The sequence below is a fragment of the Ochrobactrum sp. AN78 genome (assembly GCF_029909885.1).
GTDB classification, from domain to species: domain Bacteria; phylum Pseudomonadota; class Alphaproteobacteria; order Rhizobiales; family Rhizobiaceae; genus Brucella; species Brucella quorumnocens.
In genome coordinates this window covers 98,541-122,484 of the sequence record NZ_JASAMU010000004.1, presented here as the reverse complement: position 1 = coordinate 122,484, position 23,944 = coordinate 98,541, and the positions used below count along the sequence as shown (strand labels likewise).

The following is a 23,944-nucleotide window of genomic DNA, read 5'->3' as shown; positions in this document are numbered from 1 at the left end:
GGTTGCGCGCTCACTGGAGGGAATGACGATGCCGCATTTGACGCCATCTGTATCGCATGTGGATTTACACAACGGTCAGAACGGAACGGTCAAAGCTGCGACCAATTCCACCAACGCAACCCGAAAAACGGCGCGAACTTCGGCAGGTACTCCCCCCGCCCAAGGCCTTTATAACCCGCGTAATGAACATGACGCCTGCGGCGTCGGCTTCATCGCGCATATGAAAGGCCAGAAGTCTCATCAGATCGTTGAAAACGGTCTCAAGATGCTTGAAAACCTCACCCATCGTGGTGCGGTTGGCGCCGACCCTTTGATGGGCGACGGAGCGGGTATGCTTGTCCAGATTCCGGATCGTTTCTTCCGCGAAGAAATGGCGCGTCAGGGCATCGACCTGCCACAGCCGGGCCATTATGCCGTAGGCTATCTCTTCATGCCGCGCGATGCAGAATTGCGCGCGCACATCGAAGAGATCGTCAAGGAAGTCATTGCCGCTGAAGGCCAGACGTTCATCGGTTTCCGTCAGGTTCCGGTCGATAACTCTTCGCTGTCAAAGGCACCCGATATCGCCGCGACAGAACCATTCCACGTTCAGGTTTTCATCGGACGCAGTGCAACAATTGAATCCGATGATGATTTTGAACGTCGACTGTTCGTGTTGCGCAAGGTCATTTCCAACCGCATCTATCAGGAAAACGATGGCGACGATAAGGGCTTCTATATTGTCTCCATGTCGGCGCGCACGGTTGTCTATAAGGGCATGTTCCTGGCCTATCAGGTCGGCAGCTATTACAACGACCTGAAGGATCCGCGCTTTGAAAGCGCTGTGGCGCTGGTTCACCAGCGCTTCTCGACCAACACGTTCCCATCATGGCGTCTGGCGCATCCATATCGCATGGTCGCGCATAACGGTGAAATCAACACGCTGCGCGGTAACGTCAACTGGATGGCTGCTCGTCAGGCATCGGTGGACTCGGAGCTGTTCGGCAACGACATTTCCAAGCTCTGGCCTATCTCCTATGAAGGTCAGTCGGATACGGCCTGCTTCGACAATGCGCTCGAATTCCTGCATCAGGGTGGTTATAGCCTTGCGCATGCAATGATGATGCTGATCCCGGAAGCATGGTCGGGCAACAAGCTGATGTCAGATGAACGCCGCGCGTTCTACGAATATCATGCAGCGCTCATGGAGCCATGGGACGGCCCTGCTGCGGTTGCTTTCACCGATGGTCGCCAGATTGGCGCTACGCTTGACCGCAATGGTCTGCGTCCTGCCCGTTATCTTGTGACGGATGATGATTTTGTCATTCTGGCTTCTGAAGCGGGTGTTCTGCCAGTCGAAGAAAAGAAGGTCGTCAAGAAGTGGCGTCTTCAGCCGGGCCGCATGCTGCTTATCGATATGGAAGAAGGCCGCATTGTCTCGGACGAGGAAATCAAGTCCCAGATCGCGCAGAAGCATCCTTACAAGCAGTGGCTTGCTAACACACAGCTTATTCTGGAAGATCTGAACCCGGTCGAACCACGCGCTCTGCGCAAGGATGTGAGCCTGCTCGATCGTCAGCAGTCATTCGGTTACAGCCAGGAAGACACCAAGCTTCTGATGTCGCCAATGGCCACCACCGGCCAGGAAGCCATCGGTTCGATGGGTACGGATACGCCGATTTCGGCCATGTCCGACAAGTCGAAGCTGCTTTACACCTATTTCAAGCAGAACTTCGCGCAGGTTACGAACCCACCGATTGATCCGATCCGCGAAGAGCTTGTGATGAGCCTTGTCTCGTTCATCGGCCCGCGCCCGAACATCTTCGATCTGGTTGGCACCTCGCGTCGCAAGCGTCTGGAAGTGCGTCAGCCAATCCTGACCAATGGCGATCTCGAAAAGATCCGCTCCATCGGTCATACGGAAGATCGCTTCGATACCAAGACGCTCGACATTACCTATAACACAGGTGAAGGCGCGGCTGGCATGCATGGTGCGATTGAGCGCCTTTGCGACCGCGCAGAAGCTGCCGTGCATGGCGGTTATAACATCGTCATCCTGTCGGATCGTCAGGTCGGTCCGGATCGCATTCCGATCCCGGCTCTGCTGGCAACGGCTGCGGTCCACCATCACTTGATCCGCAAGGGTCTGCGTACGTCGGTCGGTCTGGTTGTTGAATCAGGCGAGCCGCGAGAAGTGCATCACTTTGCTTGTCTTGCAGGCTATGGTGCAGAAGCGATCAACCCATATCTCGCCTTCGACACGCTGCTCGACATGCATCGCCGCCGCGAGTTCCCACCGGAAGTCGATGAATATGAAGTGGTTAAGCGCTACATCAAGTCGATCGGCAAGGGCATTCTCAAGGTCATGTCCAAGATGGGCATCTCGACCTACCAGTCTTATTGCGGTGCGCAGATTTTTGATGCTGTCGGCTTGCAGACGCGCTTTGTCGATCAGTTCTTCTTCGGCACGGCTACGAGCATCGAAGGCGTTGGTCTGGAAGAAATCGCGGAAGAAACAGTTCGTCGTCATACCGACGCGTTTGGCAATGACCCGGTTCTGCTGACAGCACTCGAAGTGGGTGGCGAATATGCCTACCGTATGCGTGGCGAAGCGCATCTCTGGTCGCCCGATGCGGTTGCAAAGCTGCAGCACGCCGTTCGCACGTCAAACCCGGAAACGTTCACCGAATATACTTCCATGCTCGACTCCAAGTCGGCACAGGCAAAGACCATTCGTGGCCTGTTCGATATTCGCTTTGCAAAGGGGCGTGGCAAAGAGCCAGTGTCCATTGACGAGGTTGAATCGGCGGTCGATATCGTCAAGCGGTTCTCTACTGGCGCCATGTCTTTCGGCTCCATCTCGCGCGAAGCACACACGACGCTTGCACGCGCCATGAACAAGATTGGCGGCAAGTCGAACACGGGTGAAGGTGGCGAAGAGCCAGATCGGTTCTATCCGTTGCCGGATGGTACGCCAAACCCTGAACGCTCTGCGATCAAGCAGGTAGCATCGGGCCGTTTCGGTGTGACGGCAGAATATCTCGTTAATTCGGACATGATCCAGATCAAGGTTGCGCAGGGTGCAAAGCCTGGTGAAGGCGGTCAGTTACCGGGCCATAAGGTCGATGCGACGATTGCAAAGACCCGTCACTCGACGCCGGGCGTTGGTCTTATTTCACCTCCTCCACACCACGACATCTATTCGATCGAAGATCTGGCACAGCTCATCTACGATCTGAAGAACGTCAACCCGGTTGCCGATATTTCGGTCAAGCTGGTGTCGGAAGTGGGTGTTGGTACGGTTGCCGCCGGTGTTGCTAAGGCACGCGCCGATCACATCACCGTTTCGGGTTATGATGGCGGCACGGGTGCGTCTCCGCTGACCTCGCTCAAGCATGCCGGTTCGCCATGGGAAATCGGCCTTGCCGAAACCCACCAGACATTGGTGCTGAACGGCCTTCGTTCGCGCATCGCGCTTCAGGTCGATGGCGGTCTTCGTACGGGTCGCGACGTGATTATCGGTGCGCTGCTCGGTGCCGACGAGTTCGGTTTCTCGACTGCTCCGCTGATTGCAGCCGGCTGCATCATGATGCGCAAGTGCCATCTCAACACTTGTCCTGTCGGCGTTGCCACGCAAGACCCTGTTTTGCGCAAGCGGTTCAAGGGCACACCAGAGCATGTCATCAACTTCTTCTTCTATCTGGCTGAAGAAGTGCGCGCATTGCTGGCTGAAATGGGCTTTACCAAGCTTGAACAGATTATCGGTGAAACCGATCTTCTGGAAAAGCAGGACATGATCGATCATTGGAAGGCCAAGGGTCTCGATTTCAGCCGTATCTTCTACAAGCCGGAAGCCGAAAAGCACGAAATCTACTGGACCGAACGTCAGCATCATCCGATTGACGACGTTCTCGATCGCACGTTGATTGCACAAGCCATGCCTGCGCTGGAAGACAAAACACCGGTCAAGATCGACGTCGACATTAAGAACGTCGACCGTTCGGCAGGTGCAATGCTTTCAGGCGAAGTGGCCAAGCGTTTCCGCCACAAGGGTTTGCCGGAAGATACGATTGCCGTTACCCTGCGCGGCACGGCTGGTCAGTCCTTCGGTGCATTCCTTGCCCGCGGTATTTCGTTCGAGCTGATCGGTGATGGTAACGACTATGTCGGTAAGGGCCTTTCGGGTGGCCGTATTGTCATACGTCCGCCAGAAGATACGCGTATTGTAGCCGAAGACTCGATCATTGCAGGCAATACCGTGCTTTACGGCGCGCTTGAAGGCGAGTGCTATTTCCGCGGTGTGGCAGGCGAGCGTTTCGCAGTGCGTAACTCCGGTGCCGTTACGGTTGTTGAAGGTGTGGGCGACCACGGCTGCGAATATATGACCGGTGGCGTCGTCGTGGTTATAGGTCAGACTGGCCGTAACTTCGCAGCAGGCATGTCGGGCGGCGTTGCCTATGTGCTTGATGAAGTCGGTGACTTTGCACAGCGCTGCAATATGGCGATGGTCGAGCTGGAGCCGGTGCCGGAAGAGGATGATATCCTTGAAAAGCTGCACCATCACGGCGGCGATCTGATGCACAAGGGCCGTGTGGATGTCTCGGCAAACATGACGCGCCATGACGAAGAACGTCTGGTGCAGTTGATTGCCAATCATCTGCATTACACCGGCTCAACGCGTGCCAAAGACATTCTCGATAATTGGGAGAGCTATCGCCCGAAATTCGTGAAGGTCATGCCGGTCGAATATCGCCGTGCTCTGGAAGAGATGGAGCGCATGCAGATCGGCGTTGCAGCTGAGTAATTATTATTAAAAGCGGTGCTCGTGCGCCTGAAATGGCGAATAGCCCCCTGAATCTCACGCTGTGAGAGGAGCATAAAATGGGTAAGGTAACTGGTTTTCTTGAGATTGATCGGCAGGTAGCAAAGTACCAGCCAGCATCGGATCGCATTCGTCACTTCCGCGAATTCACTCTCCCAATGACGGATGGTGAAGTGCAGAAGCAGGCGGCCCGTTGCATGGATTGCGGGATTCCGTTCTGCCATGGTCCAACGGGTTGCCCTGTGCACAATCAGATCCCTGACTGGAACGATCTCGTCTATAACAACAACTGGGATCAGGCGATCCGCAACCTGCATCTGACCAACAACTTTCCGGAGTTCACCGGCCGCGTTTGCCCGGCTCCTTGCGAGGAAGCCTGCACGCTGAACCTCGAAGATACGCCGGTGGCAATCAAGACTGTTGAACAGGCGCTGGGCGACAAGGCCTATGAGCTTGGCCATATCGTGCCCCAGCCAGCAGCCCAGAAGACGGGCAAATCAGTTGCGATCATCGGTTCTGGCCCTGCAGGTCTTGCTGCCGCACAGCAGCTTGCACGTGCTGGTCACATGGTCGATGTCTATGAACGCGAAAGCCGTCCAGGTGGTCTGCTGCGTTATGGTATTCCTGACTTCAAGATGGAGAAGCACCTGATCGACCGCCGCGTCACGCAAATGGAAGGTGAAGGCGTTCGCTTCCTTTGCGGCGTGAATATTGGCGTGGACAAGCCGTTGCGCGGCCTGCTCGATACTTATGATGCCGTGCTTTATTCAGGTGGTTCAGAAAAGCCACGTCCTGCTGGCATTCCGGGTGCAGACCTTGAAGGCGTTCATGATGCTATGCCTTATCTCGTTCAGCAGAACCGTCGCGTTGGCCGCGAAAATATTGAATCGGTCGCTTGGCATGAAGCACCAATTCTCGCCGGTGGTAAGCATATTGTCGTTGTTGGCGGTGGTGATACGGCTTCCGACTGCGTCGGAACAGCTTTCCGTCAGGGCGCTGTAAATGTTACGCAGCTGGACATTCGTCCGCAGCCGCCTGAAAGAGAAGACAAGCTTAGCGTCTGGCCTTATTGGGCCACAAAAATGCGGACTTCTTCCAGTCAGGCAGAAGGTGCAAACCGCGAGTTTCAGGTGGCGACACTCGAATTCATCGGTGAAGACGGCAAGCTTACCCATGTGAAGTGCTGTCAGGTCGATGACAAGCGCAAGCCGATTGCAGGCTCTGAATTCTTCATTAAGGCTGATCTCGCGTTCATCGCTATCGGCTTCTTCGGTCCGGCAGAAAACAGCGTGGTGAAGGAACTTGGCGAGAAGCTGGAGATCGCAACGGATCGCCGCGGCGGAACTTCCGTGAAAGCCAATGAGCAAGACTACCGCACCAATGTCGACAAGCTCTATGCAGCAGGCGACGTCCGTCGCGGCCAGTCGCTGGTTGTCTGGGCGATCCGTGAAGGCCGTCAGGCAGCCCATGCTATCGACGCCGATCTAATGGGGTCGTCTGTTCTTCCTCGTTAATTCGAACCGCATTTCAATAAAAAGCCCGGCTTCGAGCCGGGCTTTTTTGTTATTTTTTTGTACGCGCATCTTGGTCCGAAAACCGGTTTCCACTTTTCGGGACGCGCGTTAGCTTCGTTGGCGTTTCTTGCGAATTATCAGATAGACGACGCCAAGGAATACGAACCAAACAGGCGTTACTTTCAGAGCGACAGCGGTATCAGGTTCTTGTGCCAGTGCCCAAAGGATGAAGGCGAAGAAGGCAAAGACCATCACAACGGAAGCTCGACCACCAGGCAGCTTAAAGGTCGACTTTTCATGCAGGTCAGGACGCTTGCGGCGATACTGTATGTAAGACGCCAGAATGATCGACCAGATGAAGATGAACAGAAGCGCTGAAATCGTCGTAACGATTGTAAAAGCTTCGATGATGCTTTTGCCTGCATAAAGCAGAACAACGCCTGCAAGCAGGAAGATGCAGGAAAAGAACAGCGCATTCACTGGTACTTTGCGGCTGTTAAGCTTGCCGAGCAGGCCCGGAGCCAGACGCGAGGTCGCCAGACCATAGATCATGCGCGAGGTCGAGTAGATCCCGGAATTGGCGCTCGAGGTTGCCGAGGTCAGCACCACGAAATTCACGACATGCGCGGCGATGCCAAGTCCTGCCAGCGAGAACATGGCCACGAACGGGCTGGAGTTTGGATCGACCTGATCCCACGGAATGACCGTGATGATCACGAACAGCGCACCTACATAGAAAAGCACGACACGGATCGGGATCGAATTGATTGCCTTTGGCAGATTACGCGTCGGGTTTTCGGTTTCAGCCGCAGCCGTACCAACCAGCTCGATACCCACGAAAGCAAAAACCGCGATCTGGAAGCCTGCCACAAAGCCGAAGAAGCCATTCGGGAAGAACCCGCCATTCGCCCACAGATGCGTGACCGAAGCCTGCGTACCATTTGGCAGCGTGAAATTCGTGATCAGCATATAAGCGCCAGCTAGAATAAGCGCGACAATTGCAACGATCTTGATCAGCGCAAACCAGAACTCGATCTCACCGAAGTTGCGCACGTTTGGCAGGTTCAGCAGCAGTAGCACTCCAATCAGGCCAAGCGCTGGGACCCAAAGTGCCAATTCTGGATACCAGAATGATACATAGCCTGAAACAGCCACCACATCGGCGATGCCGGTCACAATCCAGCAGAGCCAGTATGTCCATCCGGTGAAGAATTGCGCCCAAGGGCCGAGATAATCGCCTGCGAAATCGGCAAAGGAGCGATATTCGAGATTGGACAGAAGAATTTCACCCAACGCGCGCATCACGAAAAACAGCATGAAGCCGATGATCGCGTAAACCAGCAGAATGGATGGTCCGGCGAGCGAGATGGTCTTGCCTGAGCCCATGAAAAGGCCAGTACCAATAGCGCCGCCAATGGCGATCAGCTGGAGGTGTCGATTGGACAGATTGCGTGCAAGATGGGGTTCCTCCTCCCGGTTGTTCTCAACGGGAGGCTTCGATGCAATATTCATTCAGATGCCTCTTATGCAATGCAGCGACGCGCTTGGAGCAATTCCAGTTAAGACTGAATCTTTGGAACCGCGTCTCACTGTTTATTTTTACGCATTATCCAACGCAAAACCGCTTCGCACTTTTGCTGGAAATGCTTCACGGCCAGATTGGACTGCGCGATCTTCTGATAGACGAGGAGATCTGAAATGTGAACCTCGAGAAATATAGCATTTAGGCTGAGAAACACCGCATATTTCACGGCATTTGTTGTCCCAGAATGAGAACTTGGTCGATAATAATCTAATTATTCAGGGGTTTACGCTTTTTTGTGGCCAGGAAAAATCATCAGCGCGGCCGGGGGCAGTTTTGTGCTCGCTGGACGGCTTTTTATCATCCTTCTTGCGAGAGGCCAGCGCTCCACCCAACAAAACACCGCTATTGTCTCGATCAATGTCGCGCAGACTCACCGGCGCAATGCGGTCTACAGGCTTTGAGGGGTCCTGTTTTCCTGCCGCGGGGAGCAATTGTTCGCTATCCTTATTGCCCCCGAACAAAGCTTTCAAAGGCTTCTCTGCGTAGAAGGCAAGTTTGCGTTTGCCAGCAGATGTGGTGTTGATGCCGTCATTGCCGCGCAAACGCGCGGTCTGGCCGTTGATATCAAACCCGGTCTGGCTGAAATTGCCTTCCTCATCGACAAAGCCATCCCAAACATCGATAAATTTGGCGCCAGCCTTTTCGGATGTGGTGCGGTAGATTTCATTAAGTGCCAGCATATCCTGCGACATGCCGCGAGGACGGAATGGTGGCTGTCCAACCCAGATCAGCGGATAGTTTTTATCCGTGATTTCCTTCATGAATTTGGAAACGCGACTTTGATATTCGGCAGTCCATTCCGGCGAACGAGCGGCCAAACTCTGCCCTTTGACGGTAATCGCTTGGCGGTCGTTTGACCCAATCATCACGACCACGGCTGCAGGCTTCTCCTCGTCGAGAATTTTACCGATACTTGCAGGCCAGTCAAAATGGTCATCGCGCACAAAGCCGGATGAACCATTGATGCGGCTCAGGATCCGCATGTCGGCGCTGGACGCAAAGGCGATGTCCAGCCCTTCCGCCAAACCATTGCCAATGAAGTCGCCGACAACCAGTACCTTTTTGGCATCGGGATTCTTTTCAACGAAATTCACTTCGGGCTTCGGAGCGGGAACATTCGCAGATCGCGCAGCCGGAGTGGTGGCCTTGGGCGCACGTTTGGGCTTTGCGGGGCGCACGCGTTGCGGGCGCGGCTGTTCATATTGGCGTTGCGGCTGGACTTGCTTTGGTCCGAACAGAAGATCAAAAATCGTGCGGGGTCGTTCCTGTGCCGATACGGAAGACAAGGTGGTCAGTATCATTGCGAAGGCAACAAGCGCTGTCATTACAACGCTGCCTGCTGAGCTTTTGAACTGCCTTGCCTGCATTGGTTTCACCTTCCTGCGTTGAGGATTGTAACGCCCTTCGCCAAAAACAAAAAGGAGCGTACATCCAATGTACGCTCCTTTGCTTTAAAGCGGCTGTTAACGGCGGCGGAGAACCGAAAGCACTTCCGCGCTTGGATGACCGTCGGGTTGCAGGCCATTTCGCTGCTGGAAAGCTTCGATGGCTTTGCGTGATGTCGAGCCAATCTTGCCGTCGATCTTGCCATCGTAATAGCCGAGCGCTTTGAGATGCGTCTGCAGTTCTTCGCGCTCATTCATCGTGATTGGCGTGAAAGGACGGTTCCAGTCCTGACGCAGGCCCTGATAACCACCGATACGATCTGCAAGCAGGCCAACGGCAAGAGCGTATTTATCTGCATTATTATAGCGCTTGATGACGGAGAAGTTCTTGGCCATCAGGAAAGCCGGTCCCTGACGTCCGTCGAGGACTTTCAGTGTAACTTTCTCATTGGCATCCGGGAAAGGACGGCCATTGGCACGAACGACACCCAGTCTCTGCCACTCGGCGGCTGAAAGTGAACCAGATGGGAATTTGCGACCGGCAGGAAGCGCAACTTCATAGCCCCATGTGCGGCCCGGTTGCCAACCATTGCGATGCAGAAGATTTGCAGCAGTACCGAGCGCATCAGGAACCGAATTCCAGATATCGCGCTTGCCATTACCGTCCATGTCGACCGCATAGGCCTGATAGCTCGTCGGGATGAACTGGGTATGCCCCATCGCACCTGCCCACGAACCGGTCAGGTGTCCACGGTCAATATCGCCGGTCTGGAGAATTTTCATCGCGGCAATGAGCTGCGTGCGGCCAAACTTGGCACGACGCTGGTCAGCATAGGCCAGTGTGGCGAGCGAACGGATCGTGTCCATCATGACATCGTCACGCTTGAGGATCTCGCCGTAATTGCTTTCCATCGACCAGATGGCCAGCAGGATATTACGGTCTACAGAGAAGCGCTGTTCGATGCGCTGGAGCCATGGACCCCATTTTTTCGCCATGCTCTGGCCGACAGCCACGGAATGCTCATTCACGCGATTGTCGATATAGTTCCAGACAGGCTCGTTGAACTCTGGCTGAAAGCGCGCCTTGCGCAGCACTTCAGGATCGGGCGAATCGACGCCCCTGAACGCACGGTCGAACGTCGATGGAGATACGCCATTCTGGATAGCTGTGGTGCGGAAACTGGAGACCCATTTTCGGAAATTAGCATTAGCGAAAGCGCTGCCTGTTGTCAGGCCAGACACGAGCATTGCCACCGCAACGGTCGCTGTAATCTTGGCGCGCATTCCTCGTCCCAGAGTGAATGGAAATCGCAGCATTCTGTGTTTCCCTTCTGCAATCATGTTTCTGCCGTGTCGAACGGCGAGTTGCCTGTCATGCCGGGCCTGCTTCAATCAGATTGCATCAAGTTGTTAATACTATCCAGTGTTGAATTTGGGGCCGACCCTTTTCAGGTTCACATTAGAGGCTTCAGGTTAGCATTTGGTTTACCATGCCGAAATCGTCGAAAAAAATGCAGAAAGTTTTGCGGAATTTTTGAATCAAGTAAGATTAAGGTAAGGTCATCGAATGTGATGGGGGAAAAGACGGAACTTCGTCATTCCTTAATGAAAACGCCCTATTTGAAATGCAATGGTTTCAATGCTTTGATAGCACAACCGCGTTAGTGAAAAAAATCGAGGAGACGAATGAGTTCGATCCGCAAAATCCGTAAGGCAGTTTTCCCCGTCGCCGGTCTTGGGACCCGCTTTCTTCCAGCGACCAAGTCCATCCCCAAGGAAATGCTCACCGTTGTCGACAAGCCTGTCATCCAATATGTGGTGGACGAGGCACGCGAAGCGGGTATCGAACATCTGATTTTCGTCACTGGACGCAACAAGGCTGTCATCGAGGATTATTTCGATGCACAGGTCGAGCTCTATTCGACCCTGGCTGAACGCGGCAAGACCGCAGAGCTTGAGCATCTGCAGGAATTGCAGCCGCAGCCAGGCACCACCAGCTTCACCCGCCAGCAAGTTCCACTCGGCCTTGGCCATGCGGTCTGGTGTGCACGCGAACTGGTCGGCGATGAGCCTTTTGCACTGCTTTTGCCAGATATGGTCATGCAGTCGAAGAAGGGTTGCCTTAAGGAAATGGTCGAGCTTTATGAGCAGACCGGAGGCAATGTCATTGCCGTGCAGGAATGCGATCCCGAGGAAGCCCATAAATACGGCATCGTCGGCAAAGGCAGTGCGATCGGCAACGGCTTTGAAATCAACCAGATGGTTGAAAAGCCTGCCAAGGGTACCGCCCCTTCCAATCTTTATATCAATGGCCGCTATATTCTTCAGCCGGAAATCTTTGAACTGCTGAGCAAGCAGGAAAAGGGTGCTGGCAATGAAATCCAGCTGACCGACGCAATGCTGAAGCTTGCCGATGCGCAGAAGTTCTTCGGCTTCGATTATCATGGCCGCACATTCGACTGCGGTTCAAAGTCCGGCTTTATTGAAGCCAATGTGGCTTTTGCCCTTTGGCGCAAAGATATTCGTCCAACAGTCGAAGTGTCGATTGCCGATCTTCTCAAGACGATCAAGCCAGAATAGGCCAACCGCATCGGCCAAAAATCGAAATCGATCTTTGAAAAGCACGATGCGTAGACTAAATAGTTTAGAGCGCCATGCCTCCGAAAGGACGCATGGCGCTCTAAACGTCATTCAGAAAAAACAAAACCCGCTTTCAGAATTGAAGGCGGGTTTTTTTGTTCAATATAGATGGTCGCTCCTTTGGCATGAAATTCGCTTCCTTAAAACGACAAGGCGAGAGCATCATCGGAACATGACAATAACAACTGATCATCTGAAAGCGCTTTCGACGCAGCGCGTGAATGGGCTGGGGCAATTGTCGCTTCAGTTCAAGGATGGCCGTACGCGGATTGCAAAGCTTTATCAGGAGGGGGCAGCCAAGATTCGCATGCCGCGAACGGCGGCTGATCCGCTCGAGGCAATCCTCATCAATACGTCCGGTGGGCTGACTGGGGGAGACCGCCTGAGATGGGATGTGGAACTGAGCGAAAACGCATCTGCTGTTGTCACCACACAAGCTTGCGAACGGATCTATCGTTCCGGCGGCGGCGAGGCTCGCATTGCAACAAGTCTCAAACTCGCAAAAGGCACGCGTCTTGCATGGCTCCCACAGGAAACCATTTTGTTCAACCAGTCAGCAATCACACGCAGGCTTGATGTCGAGATGGAGAAAGCTGCTGAGCTTCTGATAGTGGAAGCAAATGTGTTCGGGCGTCTCGCCATGGGCGAAACGGTTGAGCGCGCCTTGTTTCATGATCGCTGGCGTGTGCGACAGGAAGGGCGATTGGTTCATGCAGAAGAATTGCGCCTTGGGCCTGACGTTGCGGAGCAACTGCAGGCGCGCGCGGTAGCAAATCAGGCGTTGGCAATTGCCACGGTTTTGATGGTTTCGGATGACGCGGGCCGGCATCTTGATGCGGCGCGGACGATTGCCGGTGAGAATGGCGGTTGCAGCATCGTGGAGGCAAATCAGGCATCCAAGCTGATTGTTCGGCTCATTGCGCGCGATAGCTATGAACTACGCAAACGGTTGGTGCCGTTGTTGGTGCTGCTTAATGGAAAGGCAGGGCTGCCTAAAGTTTGGTCAATTTAAGCCGGGTGTGGCTGTGCCGCCTTTCATGAAAAACGATTTGGAACAAAGTTATGAATTTGACGCCGAGAGAAAAAGACAAGCTTTTGATCGCGATGGCCGCCGTGGTCGCACGTCGTCGTCTGGAGCGAGGTGTAAAACTCAACCATCCCGAAGCAATTGCACTCATCAGTGATTTTGTCGTTGAGGGCGCAAGAGATGGGCGCTCTGTAGCCGATCTCATGGAAACTGGAGCGCATGTGATTACGCGTGAGCAGGTGATGAAAGGTGTGGCAGAGATGATCCACGACATTCAAGTCGAGGCAACTTTCCCGGATGGCACCAAGCTAGTCACCGTACACGAACCAATTCGCTAGTGTGGTGGATTTGAAGTTCCGATCATTTGTGTTGCATCCACGTTTAGGAACTTCAAATCCGTAAACCACACTAGGTTCAATATTCTACCAGTATGACTTGGAACCCGAATTTCGGGTTCGCCATACTAGAGCAAGAAGACATAAAAGAGGGAATAAACATGAAGAAATCGATACTTCTTGCAGCAGCAATGGCGCTCACGGCAAGTCCGGCTTTTGCGCATCTGAACCCTGCGGAGCATGGCTCATTTGCTGCGGGCTTCACGCATCCCCTTTCGGGCGCGGATCATATTCTGGCAATGGTGGCCGTCGGCCTTTGGGCTGCGATGCTCGGCGGGCGGGCGCTGTTCGCTGTACCTGCTGCTTTTGTCGGCGTGATGTTGCTCGGTTTTGTTGCGGCACTCGCGGGTCTTCCGGTTCCGTTCGTTGAACCGGTTATTCTCACTTCGGTGGTTGTGATTGGTCTTTTGGTTGCTTTAGCACTTCCGGTTTCGGCTGTTGCTGGTGCCATGATTGTTGGCTTCTTCGCATTCTTCCATGGCCATGCCCATGGTGGTGAAATCGGTGGAGCGGCTTTCCTCTCCTATGGGGCTGGATTTGCTCTCGCGACGATCCTGCTTCATGCCGCAGGCATTGGCGTAGGCCTTGCAGCGGGGCGTTTGATGACCGGACAAAACGGACGCCTTGCATTGCGCGTTGCAGGTGGTGCGACAGCGCTTGGTGGTCTCATGCTGATGGCTGGGTGAGGTGAGCGATGATACCCGGAGAAATCATTACAGTTGATGGCGAGATAGAGCTCAATCAGGGCCAGCCGACGATCACTCTCAAGGTTGCCAATACGGGTGATCGTCCCATTCAGGTTGGTAGCCATTATCATTTCTATGAGGTCAATGCGGCGCTGTCTTTCGATCGCGAACAAGCGCGGGGTTTTAGGCTCGATATTGCAGCGGGAACTGCTGTTCGTTTCGAGCCGGGGCAAGAACGTGACGTCACGCTGGTGCCGATCAGCGGGAAACGCGAAATTTATGGTTTCCGTCAGCTTGTCATGGGCAGGCTCTAATCTAGGAAAAAGGGGAATCCCATGCCAGCCAGAATTAGTCGCGCCACTTATGCGCAGATGTTCGGGCCAACGACCGGCGACAAGGTTAGGCTTGCCGATACGGAGCTGTTCATTGAAGTTGAGAAGGACCTGACCGTTTATGGTGAAGAAGTTAAATTCGGCGGCGGTAAGGTTATCCGTGACGGCATGGGGCAAAGCCAGTTGTCACGCGCTCAAGGCGCGATGGATACCGTCATCACCAATGCGCTGATTCTCGATCATACCGGCATCTACAAGGCCGATGTCGGGTTGATGAATGGGTGCATTGCGGGCATCGGTAAAGCTGGCAATCCTGATACCCAACCGGGCGTGACGATTATCATTGGGCCGGGTACGGAGATTATCGCAGGCGAAGGCCGTATCCTCACAGCTGGCGCAATCGATTCGCACATTCACTTCATTTCACCGCAGCAGGTGGAAGAAGCACTCACTTCCGGCGTCACTTGTATGGTCGGTGGCGGCACTGGCCCTGCACATGGCACCCTTGCCACGACCTGCACCCCGGGACCATGGAACATTGCCCGTCTGATCCAGTCATTTGACGGCATGGCGATGAATTTCGGCGTGTTTGGCAAGGGCAATGCTTCGCTGCCGGGCGCTCTCGAAGAAATGGTGCTTGCTGGTGCGTGCGGTCTGAAACTGCATGAGGACTGGGGAACGACCCCGGCCTCTATCGACAATTGCCTTGCGGTTGCGGACCGGTTTGATGTGCAGGTGGCGATCCACACCGACACGCTCAATGAATCGGGCTTTGTCGAAGATACGCTTGCTGCTTTCAAAGGTCGTACGATCCATTCATTTCATACCGAAGGTGCAGGTGGCGGGCACGCACCCGATATCATACGAGTCTGCCAATATCCGAACGTATTGCCCGCTTCGACCAACCCCACACGGCCTTATACGGTCAATACGGTGGCCGAACATCTCGATATGCTGATGGTCTGCCATCACCTATCGCCCTCCATTCCTGAAGACATAGCCTTTGCTGAAAGTCGCATCCGTAAAGAAACAATCGCCGCGGAAGATATTCTGCATGACATGGGTGCTTTCTCGATCATCTCGTCCGACAGTCAGGCCATGGGTCGTGTCGGCGAAATGATTATTCGCTGCTGGCAAACCGCCGACAAGATGAAGCGGCAACGAGGCGCACTCTCTGAAGATGCACCAGGCAATGATAATTACCGTGCCCGTCGGTATGTTGCGAAATATACGATCAACCCGGCAATTGCGCATGGCATGTCGCATGAGATTGGTTCGGTGGAAGTTGGAAAGCGCGCCGATCTGGTGTTGTGGAATCCGGCATTCTTTGGCGTGAAGCCAGATTTCGTATTGCTTGGCGGTTGGATCGCGACTGCCCCGATGGGCGACCCGAATGCTTCTATCCCCACGCCGCAACCCATGCATTACAGGCCTATGTTCGGCTCGTTCGGCAAGGCGCGCACCAACAGCTCGGTAACATTTGTGTCTGAAGCCGCGATGAGTGCCGGTTTGCGGGAGTCGATTGGCGTCGACAAGCAGATGATTGCGGTCAAAAATACGCGCGATGGTATTGGCAAACGCTCGATGATTTTGAACAATGCGATGCCAGAGATGGAAGTTGATCCAGAAACCTACGAAGTGCGGGCCAATGGCGAGCTTTTGACCTGCGAGCCGGTCGATGTCGTCCCCATGGCACAACGCTACTTCCTGTTTTGAAGGTTTGAAATGTTAGAAGTAAAGTCGATAATCCGCGCTCATGAAGTGATCGATGCTGTCCCTGCGGGACATGTAATCCTCGAACGCGATGAGCGTCATCTGCGCCGCAAAGCCATAGCGCTTGAAGACGGTGAGAAAATCTTTCTGGATTTTGCAGAGCCGGTGGTGCTCGACCATGGCGACCGGTTGGTGCTGGAAGATGGGCGCGAGATCGAAATTCGTGCCGCCCGAGAGGCGCTTTATGAGGTTCGGGGTCGTGATGCACTCCATATAGCCGAACTTGCATGGCACATTGGAAATCGGCACTTGGAGGCACAGATTGAACCGGATCGCCTCTTCATTCTGCGGGATCACGTAATCAAGGCGATGCTTGAAGGGCTTGGCGCCAAAGTCATCGATACCGTTGAAATCTTCAGCCCATTGCGGGGAGCCTATTCGGGCGGGCATTCCGCACATGATCACCAGCATCACCACCATGACCATCACCACCACGATCACGACTGATCAGAACATTGCATTGCTGCGCTTGATGGCCTGGCTTTCGCCGGTCTTTCCGGTGGGCTCGTTCAGCTATAGCAATGGGCTGGAACGTGCGGTTCATGATGGTTTGGTCAGTGGCGTTGAGAGTCTGAGGGACTGGTTGCAATCGCTGGTCAGCTACGGGGCTGGCTGGAACGATGCGGTGCTATTTGCCGAAAGCTGGCGACAGGCTGTTTCAGGTGGCGATCTTCAGGAGGTGGCGGAGCTTGGCGCGGCACTGACAGGTTCACAAGAACGCCACATGGAAACCATGCTGCAAGGCTCGGCATTTCTGGTGGCTGCCAAAACTTGGGATTATGCAGTTTTCAGACGCCTGCCGTCTGAATGCGCTTATCCTGTTGCGGTGGGTGCAGTGTCCGGCGCGCACGGTATTCCGCTGGGATTGGCACTGAGCGCCTACCTTCAAGCTTTTTGCATCAATCTTCTGCAAGCATCCATCCGGCTTTCCGTTACCGGGCAAACGGGTGTCATAAGCCTGATGGCAGCTATGGAGCCAACGCTTGTTACGACGGCGGCAAGGGCTGTTCAATCCACATTGGATGACCTTGGTTCGGCAACATTTCTTGCTGAAATCATGGCCATGAAACATGAAACACAGCATTCGAGGCTTTTCCGCTCATGACACAGAAAAACGGACCTTTGCGCGTTGGTATCGGTGGCCCCGTTGGCTCGGGAAAGACGACTTTAACGGAAAAACTCTGCAAGGCCTTGCGTGAGAAATATTCGATCGCAGTCATTACAAACGATATTTACACGCGGGAGGATGCGCTCATTCTCGCCAAACATCAGGCCTTGTCCGAAGATCGCATCATGGGTGTGGAGACAGGCGGGTGTCCGCACACGGCGATCCGCGAAGATGCTTCAATCAATCTTCAGGCGATTGCCGAGATGAACAAGCGGTTTCCTGATCTGGATATCGTTTTCATCGAATCTGGTGGCGACAACCTTGCAGCAACATTCTCGCCCGATCTCGCGGATCTGACGCTTTATGTGATTTCAGTTTGTCAGGGCGAGGAAATACCGCGCAAAGGCGGACCGGGCATTACGCGGTCTGACTTTCTCGTCATCAACAAGAGCGATCTTGCGCCCTATGTTCATGTTGATCTCGATATCATGAATGGCGACGCTGTGCGGATGCGTGGCAAGCGTCCTTATGGATTTACCGATCTGCATCGCGGCAAGGGCGTGCAGGAGGTTGTGGATTTCATTCTGGAGAATGGCAATCTTTAGAGCCCCATGCGTCGGCACATGGCGATGAAACTCTTAACCGCCTGCGATGCCTCGCTTTTACGGAAAGCCAGTGCCACATCAGATGTGGTTGGAATACCTGTCACATCAATATATCGGATGCCGGGCAACCCTACTGCGCTGAGCGATTTTGGTGCCAGTGCAACTCCCATCCCAATGGAAGCGCGGCTCGCAATCTCGGTAAAATCGAGTGCCTGCGCACTGATATTGGGCTCAAAACCGGCACTATGGCAGGCTTCGATTGTCGTGCCATGAAAGCCTATATCAGCAGGCTGGCGCGGGGTGATGAAAATCTCGTCTTTTAAAGTTGGCAGTTCGATGGTGGATTGGTACGCGAGCGGATGGGTTTCGCTGAGCACTGCAACAAGCGGCTCCTTTCTTACCACAAGGCTCGTCAGTCCGGGCAGAAGAAGAGCGGGCCAGCGTACAAAACCTATATCGAGCAAGCCCTCGGAAATGCGCGTTAGTTGCATCCGCAGCTCCATCTCGACCAGATTGACGGACACGCCGGGATAATCCTCCTTGAATTTGCGAATGGTCTCGAACACGACGCCGGAATACGCAGCAGAGGCGACATAGCCGATGGAAATCTGGCCGATTTCCCCCCGTCCGGCTCGATTGACTGCAATCATCGTCGCATCCACTTGCATGAGGATTTTGACGGCCTCACGGTAAAGCACTTCGCCCGATTGTGTGAGTTGAACAGCGCGGCGAGAGCGGTCCAGAAGCGGCGCTCCCAAAATAGCTTCCAGAGCCATGATTTGCTGGCTCAAGCCCGGTTGTGCGATGCCGAGTTTTGCGGCCGCGCGTTCGAAGTTTTTCTCCTCAACAAGCGCACAGAAATAGCGCAAATGACGCAGTTCAAAGGATTTGGACGTGAGGAGCTTGCTGCGGGGATCGGGCATGGCTGTTTCTTTGAATAATTCAAAACAATGGCGGCTTTGATTATCATAATTCGTACTTATGAAAAATGCGCTCTTGAATTATTGGATAGATTGGGAAAAGATGATTATTAGGGTCCAGTTTAAATTTTGAGGGGATCAAAGTGAAAATTCTGGCCCGAAACCGCCACGCATTATCGGTTGTCATGCTTTCCGGCGCGACGGTTGCCACCATTGTTGGAGCACGTGCGCAGGAAACCACGAGTCCCACCGTGCTTGCGCCGATTGTCGTGAACAGCGGCTCGGAAGATCCCACAGCTCCCGTCAAAGGTTATGTCGCCAAAACCAGCATCAGCGCGACCAAGACCGGCACTCCGCTGGTCGAGACCCCACAGTCTATTTCGGTTATTACGGCGGATCAGCTAAAGGCGCAGGACGCACAGACCCTCGGACAGGCACTTGGCTACACACCGGGCGTGGTTTCAGAGCCCTATGGTTCTGATCCGCGGTTTGACTCGCCGCTGATCCGTGGTTTCGATGGTCGTCAGGCGCAGTTTCTCAATGGTCTCCGCCTGATGCGCACGGCGGGTGCTTCAGCGGTTGATCCTTATATGCTTGAGCGCATCGAAGTTGTGCGTGGCCCGGCTTCGGTGATGTTCGGTCAGGGCAATCCCGGCGGTCTCATCAATATGATCAGCAAGCGCCCGACCTTTGAGAAATTCGGCGAGATCGGTGTGCAGGCTGGCAGCTATAACACCTACGGCACCTTCTTCGATGTGGGTGGCCCGGTTATGGAAAGTGACCAGTTCGCCTATCGCTTCACAGGCATGGTGCGCAAGGCTGGCACGCAGACGGACGATCTCGACAATGATCGTTACTTTATCGCGCCTGCATTCACGTGGAAGCCCGATGAAGACACTAAGCTCACGATCCTCACCAGCTTTCAGCATGACAACCCAAGCTCACCTTCGGGGCTGCCACCACAGCTTACGCTGAACGCGACCAGCTACAGCCTGCCGCGAGATTTCTCTGTTGGCGATCCGAGCTATGATGATTCAAGTCGTAACGTCGTCAATCTCGGCTATGAGCTTGAGCATCGTCTCAATGAAACGTGGACCTTCCGACAAAATACGCGCTACACCAATCAGCGCTGGGATTATACTGCGCTTGGTATGGCGTCGACTGGGCTTGCCAAGGACGGTCGTACCATCAACAGGACTGCAACTGTTCAGAACGAGCGTTTGAACACGTTCAACATCGATAACAATCTTGTCGCCGAGTTCGATACAGGTCCGGTGGAACACAAATTCCTTGTTGGCATCGACTACCGCTACTTTGACAACAATGCTGGCACCCAGTTCTGGAGCGCGACGCCACTCGACGCCTTCAACCCTGTTTATGGCGGCCCGATCAAGTATCTGACGGCAAAGCCAACCGTGAACACGCTTGTCGATTCCCGTATGACACAAGTCGGTATCTATGCACAGGACGAACTCGTCTATGAAAACTGGCGCGCGACTGTTGGGTTACGTCAGGATTGGGCATCGACACGCGGCACCTCGACCAACCGAAACACCAATATATCGCGACCACTTGATCAGGATGATCAGAAGCTGAGCGGTCGCGCAGGCCTCGGTTATGTGTTTGACAATGGCATCGCGCCCTATGTCAGCTATGCAACCTCGTTCGAACCTGTTGCTGTCTCGGCGACTGCTGGCGTGCTACAGCCGACCACCGGGAAGCAATGGGAAGCGGGCGTAAACTACCAGCCAAATGGCTGGGATGGTTATTTTGCAGCAGCCGTTTATGACCTGCGTCAGCAGAATGTACCAAATACCGTCTCTCTGCCCAACGGTACAACCACTACTGAACAGATCGGTGAAGTACAGGTTAAGGGGCTGGAACTTGAAGGTGTGGCCAGTCTTGCCCAAGGCCTCGACCTGCGCACAGCTTATACATACATGAAGGCGGAAATCGTTGGCGTCAAGGATGACGGAAATCGCCCCGCAAACGTTCCAGAACATGCGGCAAGCGTCTGGCTGAATTATGCCTTCCAGGAAGGTTCAGCGCTTGAAGGTTTTGGTGTTGGTGGTGGTGTGCGTTATATCGGCCAGCGTTATGGAGATACCGCAAACACCTATGATCTGGATGCGGTCACTTTGACTGATGCTGCGATCCACTATCAGAAGGATGGCATCAGAGCGTCGCTGAATATCAAGAATATTGCGGACAAGAAGTATGTCGCAAGTTGCAGTTCATTCGGATGTAACTATGGTGACGGCAGAACCTATATGAGCAAGCTGACATTTACATGGTAACAGACCCGCAGCGCGGATCGATATTCTCTGATTTGAAACTAAGCCGCCGGAAAGCTCTTGGCCTTCTGGCGGTTTTGGCTTTGCCGAATGTGGCGCGCGCCAATCCATTTGCACGCATTGCGGCAATCGATTGGGCCATGCTCGAATGTCTGGTGGCATTGGGTGTCACGCCGATTGCAGCAACCGAGCTGATCCGGTTTCGTGAAGATGCGGTTGAGCCGCAATTGCCTGCTTCGGTTGTCGATCTTGGTCTGCGTGGCTCACCGAATTTCGAGCTGCTCTATCTGCTCAAGCCTGATCTGATCCTGAGTTCCCCTTTCTATACCCGGCATGAAGAGGCGATGAAATCGATGGCGCCGATCATGACGTTGCCGTTTTACGTGCGCGGCGAGGGGCCCTATGAGAAGTCGCTGCAAGCTGTAACGGCGCTAGGCGATAAGCTTGAACTCAGCGCCAAAGCTTCAAGTGTTATTGAGGCTCAGGCGAAGTTTATTGCCGAGACCAAAGAGACGTTAAAGCCTTTTGCATCGCGCCCGACCTACCTGATCAATATTGGCGATGCGCGCCATTTCCGCGCTTTCGGCAATGACAGTATGTTTGGTGATGTGCTGGAACGGCTTGGTCTGCCAAACGCCTGGACGGATCGCTCGCGCTTTACATTTGCGGCCCCCGTTCCGCTGGAAAATCTGGCAGCAAACCCTGATGCTCGCATCGTCATTATCTCGGATATTCCAGTTGAATCGCGCAACAGCCTGCGCAACAGCGTGATATGGCAGTCGCTTAAGCCGGTCCGAGAAGGCCGGGTTTATATGCTTGATAATATCAATCCCTATGGCGGCATAACTGCGGGGTTGCGGTTTGCCCGGCTTCTGAAAGAAGCCTTGCAGGCAAGTGGGGAGACATCCCTGTGACCATTGGCAAACTCACTTCGAGCGCCGTAATCGGCGTTGCTATTGCTCTTGGATTGTTTCTCTGGAACGCCAACGCCTTTCTTCCATTTGGCGAGTGGCCTGCGCTTCCATTTGATCCGCAAAGTATGAGCACCGAGCAGGTCATTCTGGCCTATGCATTGTTGCCACGCGCATCGGTGGCGATTTTTGCTGGTGCAGCTCTGGGGTTGGCTGGTGCCTTGTTACAGCGGCTTTTGAACAATCCGATTGCGGACCCCTCGACCCTGGGTGTGTCATCGGGTGCGCAGCTGGCGATCGTAACTGCAACGCTTTTCTTCCCAACCGTACTTGATCAGTTTCGGTGGATAGTGGCGCTTTCCGGTGCAGGCGTGGCCACTGCAATCGTGTTTCTGCTAGGCTGGCGCAATCGGCTTGAGCCGGTCACGATGGTCGTTTCCGGTCTTCTGATTGGCGTCACGTGCAGCGCAATCTCCGCAGCAATGACGCTATCGCAGGGCCAGTATCTCATGTCGCTGGTGACATGGAATGGTGGTTCGCTGAGCCAACAGGATTGGTCATCGACCATTGCGCTTGCGCTGCAATTCTTTGTCTGCCTCATTGCTGCAATCATGCTGAGCCGCCCGCTGACACTCGCAGGCCTTGGCGATAGCAGCGCTCGCTCGCTGGGCGTTCCGTTGGCATGGCTTCGCGTGACGGTCGTTGCGGTTGCCGTGATTCTTAGCGCGAGTGTTGCTGCCAATGTCGGTCTTGTCAGTTTCATCGGTCTTGCGGCGCCAGCAATCGTGCGTGGCTTCGGTGTCAGAAAGCCGAGTTCCATTCTGCTGGCCTCGCCCTTTGCAGGCGCGTGTCTCCTCTGGATTTGCGACGGTGCGGTGCAGCTTTTCGGCGCTAATCTTGGCGAAACTTTCCCGACAGGGGCAGTTACCGCGCTCATCGGCGGGCCTTTGCTATTGTGGCTTATTCCGCGTGTGCGGACGGCCTCGTCGCAACAGTCTTCGCCTGCGCAAATCGTCAAGCGTGCATCCAATGTGAAACTTGTTGTGCTACTCGCAGCACTGCTGGTTGCTGCCTTTCTTGCTCTCGCACTGGCGCGGACACCGCAGGGCTGGTTGCTTCTGACGGGCGAAGACTTCGGTGAGATTTTACCTTTACGCTGGCCCCGTCTTCTGGCCGCCGCTGCTGCCGGAAGCCTGCTCGCCATGGCAGGCGCAGTTCTGCAGCGCCTGACCGGTAATCCGCTTGCAAGCCCTGAAGTGATCGGCGTCAGTGGTGGTGCAGGCATTGGCTTTGCCATAGCACTCACAATTTTTGCGGCACCGAACAATGCGCAACTGCTGCTTTGCGCTGGTATCGGCGCATTGATTGCCATGCTTGTGGTCTTGAGCTTTGCGAGCCGCAGAAGGTTGTCATCCGCACGCTTGCTCCTCGCTGGTATTTCGGTTGGTTCGCTCGCTTCAGCCATTCTGAGCATCTTCCTTTCCATCGGCGATCAGCGCTCATGGCAAATCCTTTCATGGCTTAGCGGCTCATCGGCCACGGCAACGCCTGAAAGTGCGATCTTTCTTGTTGTGTTGACGTTTGGTGTGATTGGGCTGGCATTGCTTGCTTCCCGCTGGCTGACGATCCTGCCGTTGGGACAGACCATTCCGATCTCGCTCGGTTTACCCGTGCGTGGGGCGCGGATGCTCACAATTTTTCTGGCCTGTATTGCAAGTGCGGCTGCATCATTGCTGGTCGGGCCTTTGAGCTTTGTGGGTCTGATGGCGCCGCATATGACGCGTCGTATGGGCTTTGATCAGGCCCGTTCGCATGTGATCGCCTCGGCGGTGCTTGGTGCGCTATTGATGGTGATTGCCGATCTTGGTTCGCGCAATGCGACCTTCCCCTATGAATTGCCTCTTGGCCTTTTCGCAGCTCTGGTCGGTGCACCCTACTTGGCCTGGGCATTAGGCCGAAAGGGATAGT

General features: G+C 54.4%; 18 protein-coding genes. 14 read left to right on the top strand and 4 right to left on the bottom strand.

All coding sequences use genetic code 11. The annotated features are described in order from the left end of the window. The first annotated feature begins 28 nt into the window (after positions 1-28). Both gltB and QBD00_RS09895 read left to right on the top strand, forming a co-directional pair. Positions 29-4,783, top strand: coding sequence for a glutamate synthase large subunit (gltB, locus tag QBD00_RS09900; RefSeq protein WP_151093077.1), 4,755 nt, complete (start codon positions 29-31; stop codon positions 4,781-4,783). Positions 4,784-4,860: 77 nt separating this feature from the next. Next, positions 4,861-6,315: a glutamate synthase subunit beta gene (locus QBD00_RS09895; RefSeq protein ID WP_151093075.1), complete on the top strand. Its 1,455-nt coding sequence runs from the start codon at positions 4,861-4,863 to the stop codon at positions 6,313-6,315. A gap of 108 nt (positions 6,316-6,423) precedes the next feature. Here the strand turns inward: QBD00_RS09895 and QBD00_RS09890 are convergent, their stop codons facing one another. The 3 genes from QBD00_RS09890 to QBD00_RS09880 form a co-directional block, all read right to left on the bottom strand. After that, positions 6,424-7,827 (bottom strand): amino acid permease, encoded by a 1,404-nt coding sequence (locus tag QBD00_RS09890; protein ID WP_318579341.1) that lies wholly within the window; start codon positions 7,825-7,827, stop codon positions 6,424-6,426. Positions 7,828-8,115: 288 nt separating this feature from the next. After that, positions 8,116-9,267, bottom strand: coding sequence for a DUF459 domain-containing protein (locus QBD00_RS09885; RefSeq protein WP_412535009.1), 1,152 nt, complete (start codon positions 9,265-9,267; stop codon positions 8,116-8,118). A gap of 96 nt (positions 9,268-9,363) precedes the next feature. Then, the gene (locus QBD00_RS09880) at positions 9,364-10,602 is read right to left on the bottom strand and encodes a lytic murein transglycosylase (RefSeq protein WP_318579339.1); all 1,239 of its coding nucleotides are present in this window, start codon (positions 10,600-10,602) and stop codon (positions 9,364-9,366) included. Positions 10,603-10,971: 369 nt separating this feature from the next. Between QBD00_RS09880 and galU the strand changes: the two genes are divergently transcribed. The 9 genes from galU (at position 10,972) to ureG (ending at position 17,851) form a co-directional block, all read left to right on the top strand. After that, entirely contained in the window at positions 10,972-11,865 is an 894-nt protein-coding gene (gene galU / locus QBD00_RS09875; RefSeq protein ID WP_151093067.1) for a UTP--glucose-1-phosphate uridylyltransferase GalU, read from the top strand. A 232-nt stretch (positions 11,866-12,097) separates the two neighbouring features. Beyond that, the gene (locus tag QBD00_RS09870) at positions 12,098-12,937 is read left to right on the top strand and encodes an urease accessory protein UreD (protein WP_318579338.1); all 840 of its coding nucleotides are present in this window, start codon (positions 12,098-12,100) and stop codon (positions 12,935-12,937) included. Positions 12,938-12,987: 50 nt separating this feature from the next. Continuing rightward, entirely contained in the window at positions 12,988-13,290 is a 303-nt protein-coding gene (locus tag QBD00_RS09865; RefSeq protein ID WP_318579337.1) for an urease subunit gamma, read from the top strand. Between the two features lie 158 nt (positions 13,291-13,448). Continuing rightward, positions 13,449-14,033 (top strand): HupE/UreJ family protein, encoded by a 585-nt coding sequence (locus QBD00_RS09860; RefSeq protein ID WP_318579336.1) that lies wholly within the window; start codon positions 13,449-13,451, stop codon positions 14,031-14,033. 8 nt (positions 14,034-14,041) lie between these two features. Next, positions 14,042-14,347 carry an urease subunit beta gene (locus QBD00_RS09855; RefSeq protein ID WP_151093059.1) on the top strand — a complete coding sequence of 102 codons (306 nt, stop codon included), beginning with the start codon at positions 14,042-14,044 and terminating at the stop codon, positions 14,345-14,347. A 21-nt stretch (positions 14,348-14,368) separates the two neighbouring features. Beyond that, positions 14,369-16,081, top strand: a complete 1,713-nt coding sequence (ureC, locus tag QBD00_RS09850; RefSeq protein WP_318579335.1) for an urease subunit alpha — start codon at positions 14,369-14,371, stop codon at positions 16,079-16,081. Between the two features lie 9 nt (positions 16,082-16,090). Then, the gene (gene ureE / locus QBD00_RS09845; protein ID WP_318579334.1) at positions 16,091-16,585 is read left to right on the top strand and encodes an urease accessory protein UreE; all 495 of its coding nucleotides are present in this window, start codon (positions 16,091-16,093) and stop codon (positions 16,583-16,585) included. After that, positions 16,557-17,243 (top strand): urease accessory protein UreF, encoded by a 687-nt coding sequence (locus QBD00_RS09840; RefSeq protein ID WP_318579496.1) that lies wholly within the window; start codon positions 16,557-16,559, stop codon positions 17,241-17,243. The genes ureE and QBD00_RS09840 overlap by 29 nt, the downstream gene beginning before the upstream one ends. Continuing rightward, on the top strand, positions 17,240-17,851 hold the full coding sequence (gene ureG / locus QBD00_RS09835; protein WP_151093053.1) for an urease accessory protein UreG: 612 nt from the start codon (positions 17,240-17,242) through the stop codon (positions 17,849-17,851). Before QBD00_RS09840 ends, ureG begins: the two co-directional genes overlap by 4 nt. On the opposite strand, the gene QBD00_RS09830 is transcribed toward ureG, so the two are convergent. Next, the gene (locus tag QBD00_RS09830) at positions 17,848-18,774 is read right to left on the bottom strand and encodes a LysR family transcriptional regulator (protein ID WP_318579333.1); all 927 of its coding nucleotides are present in this window, start codon (positions 18,772-18,774) and stop codon (positions 17,848-17,850) included. The genes ureG and QBD00_RS09830 overlap by 4 nt on opposite strands. Before the next feature lie 182 nt (positions 18,775-18,956). On the opposite strand from QBD00_RS09830, the gene QBD00_RS09825 reads away from it, so the two are divergent. Genes QBD00_RS09825 through fhuB form a run of 3 tightly spaced genes read left to right on the top strand, consistent with a single transcriptional unit; the run spans position 18,957 to position 23,943 of the window. Next, a complete protein-coding gene (locus QBD00_RS09825) occupies positions 18,957-21,068 on the top strand; it encodes a TonB-dependent siderophore receptor (protein ID WP_412535012.1) in 2,112 nt (703 codons plus the stop codon). Continuing rightward, complete coding sequence (locus tag QBD00_RS09820) at positions 21,062-21,979, top strand: iron-siderophore ABC transporter substrate-binding protein (RefSeq protein WP_318579331.1); 918 nt, start codon at positions 21,062-21,064, stop codon at positions 21,977-21,979. The genes QBD00_RS09825 and QBD00_RS09820 overlap by 7 nt, the downstream gene beginning before the upstream one ends. Beyond that, positions 21,976-23,943, top strand: coding sequence for a Fe(3+)-hydroxamate ABC transporter permease FhuB (gene fhuB / locus QBD00_RS09815; protein ID WP_412535008.1), 1,968 nt, complete (start codon positions 21,976-21,978; stop codon positions 23,941-23,943). The genes QBD00_RS09820 and fhuB overlap by 4 nt, the downstream gene beginning before the upstream one ends. Position 23,944: the final 1 nt, after the last annotated feature.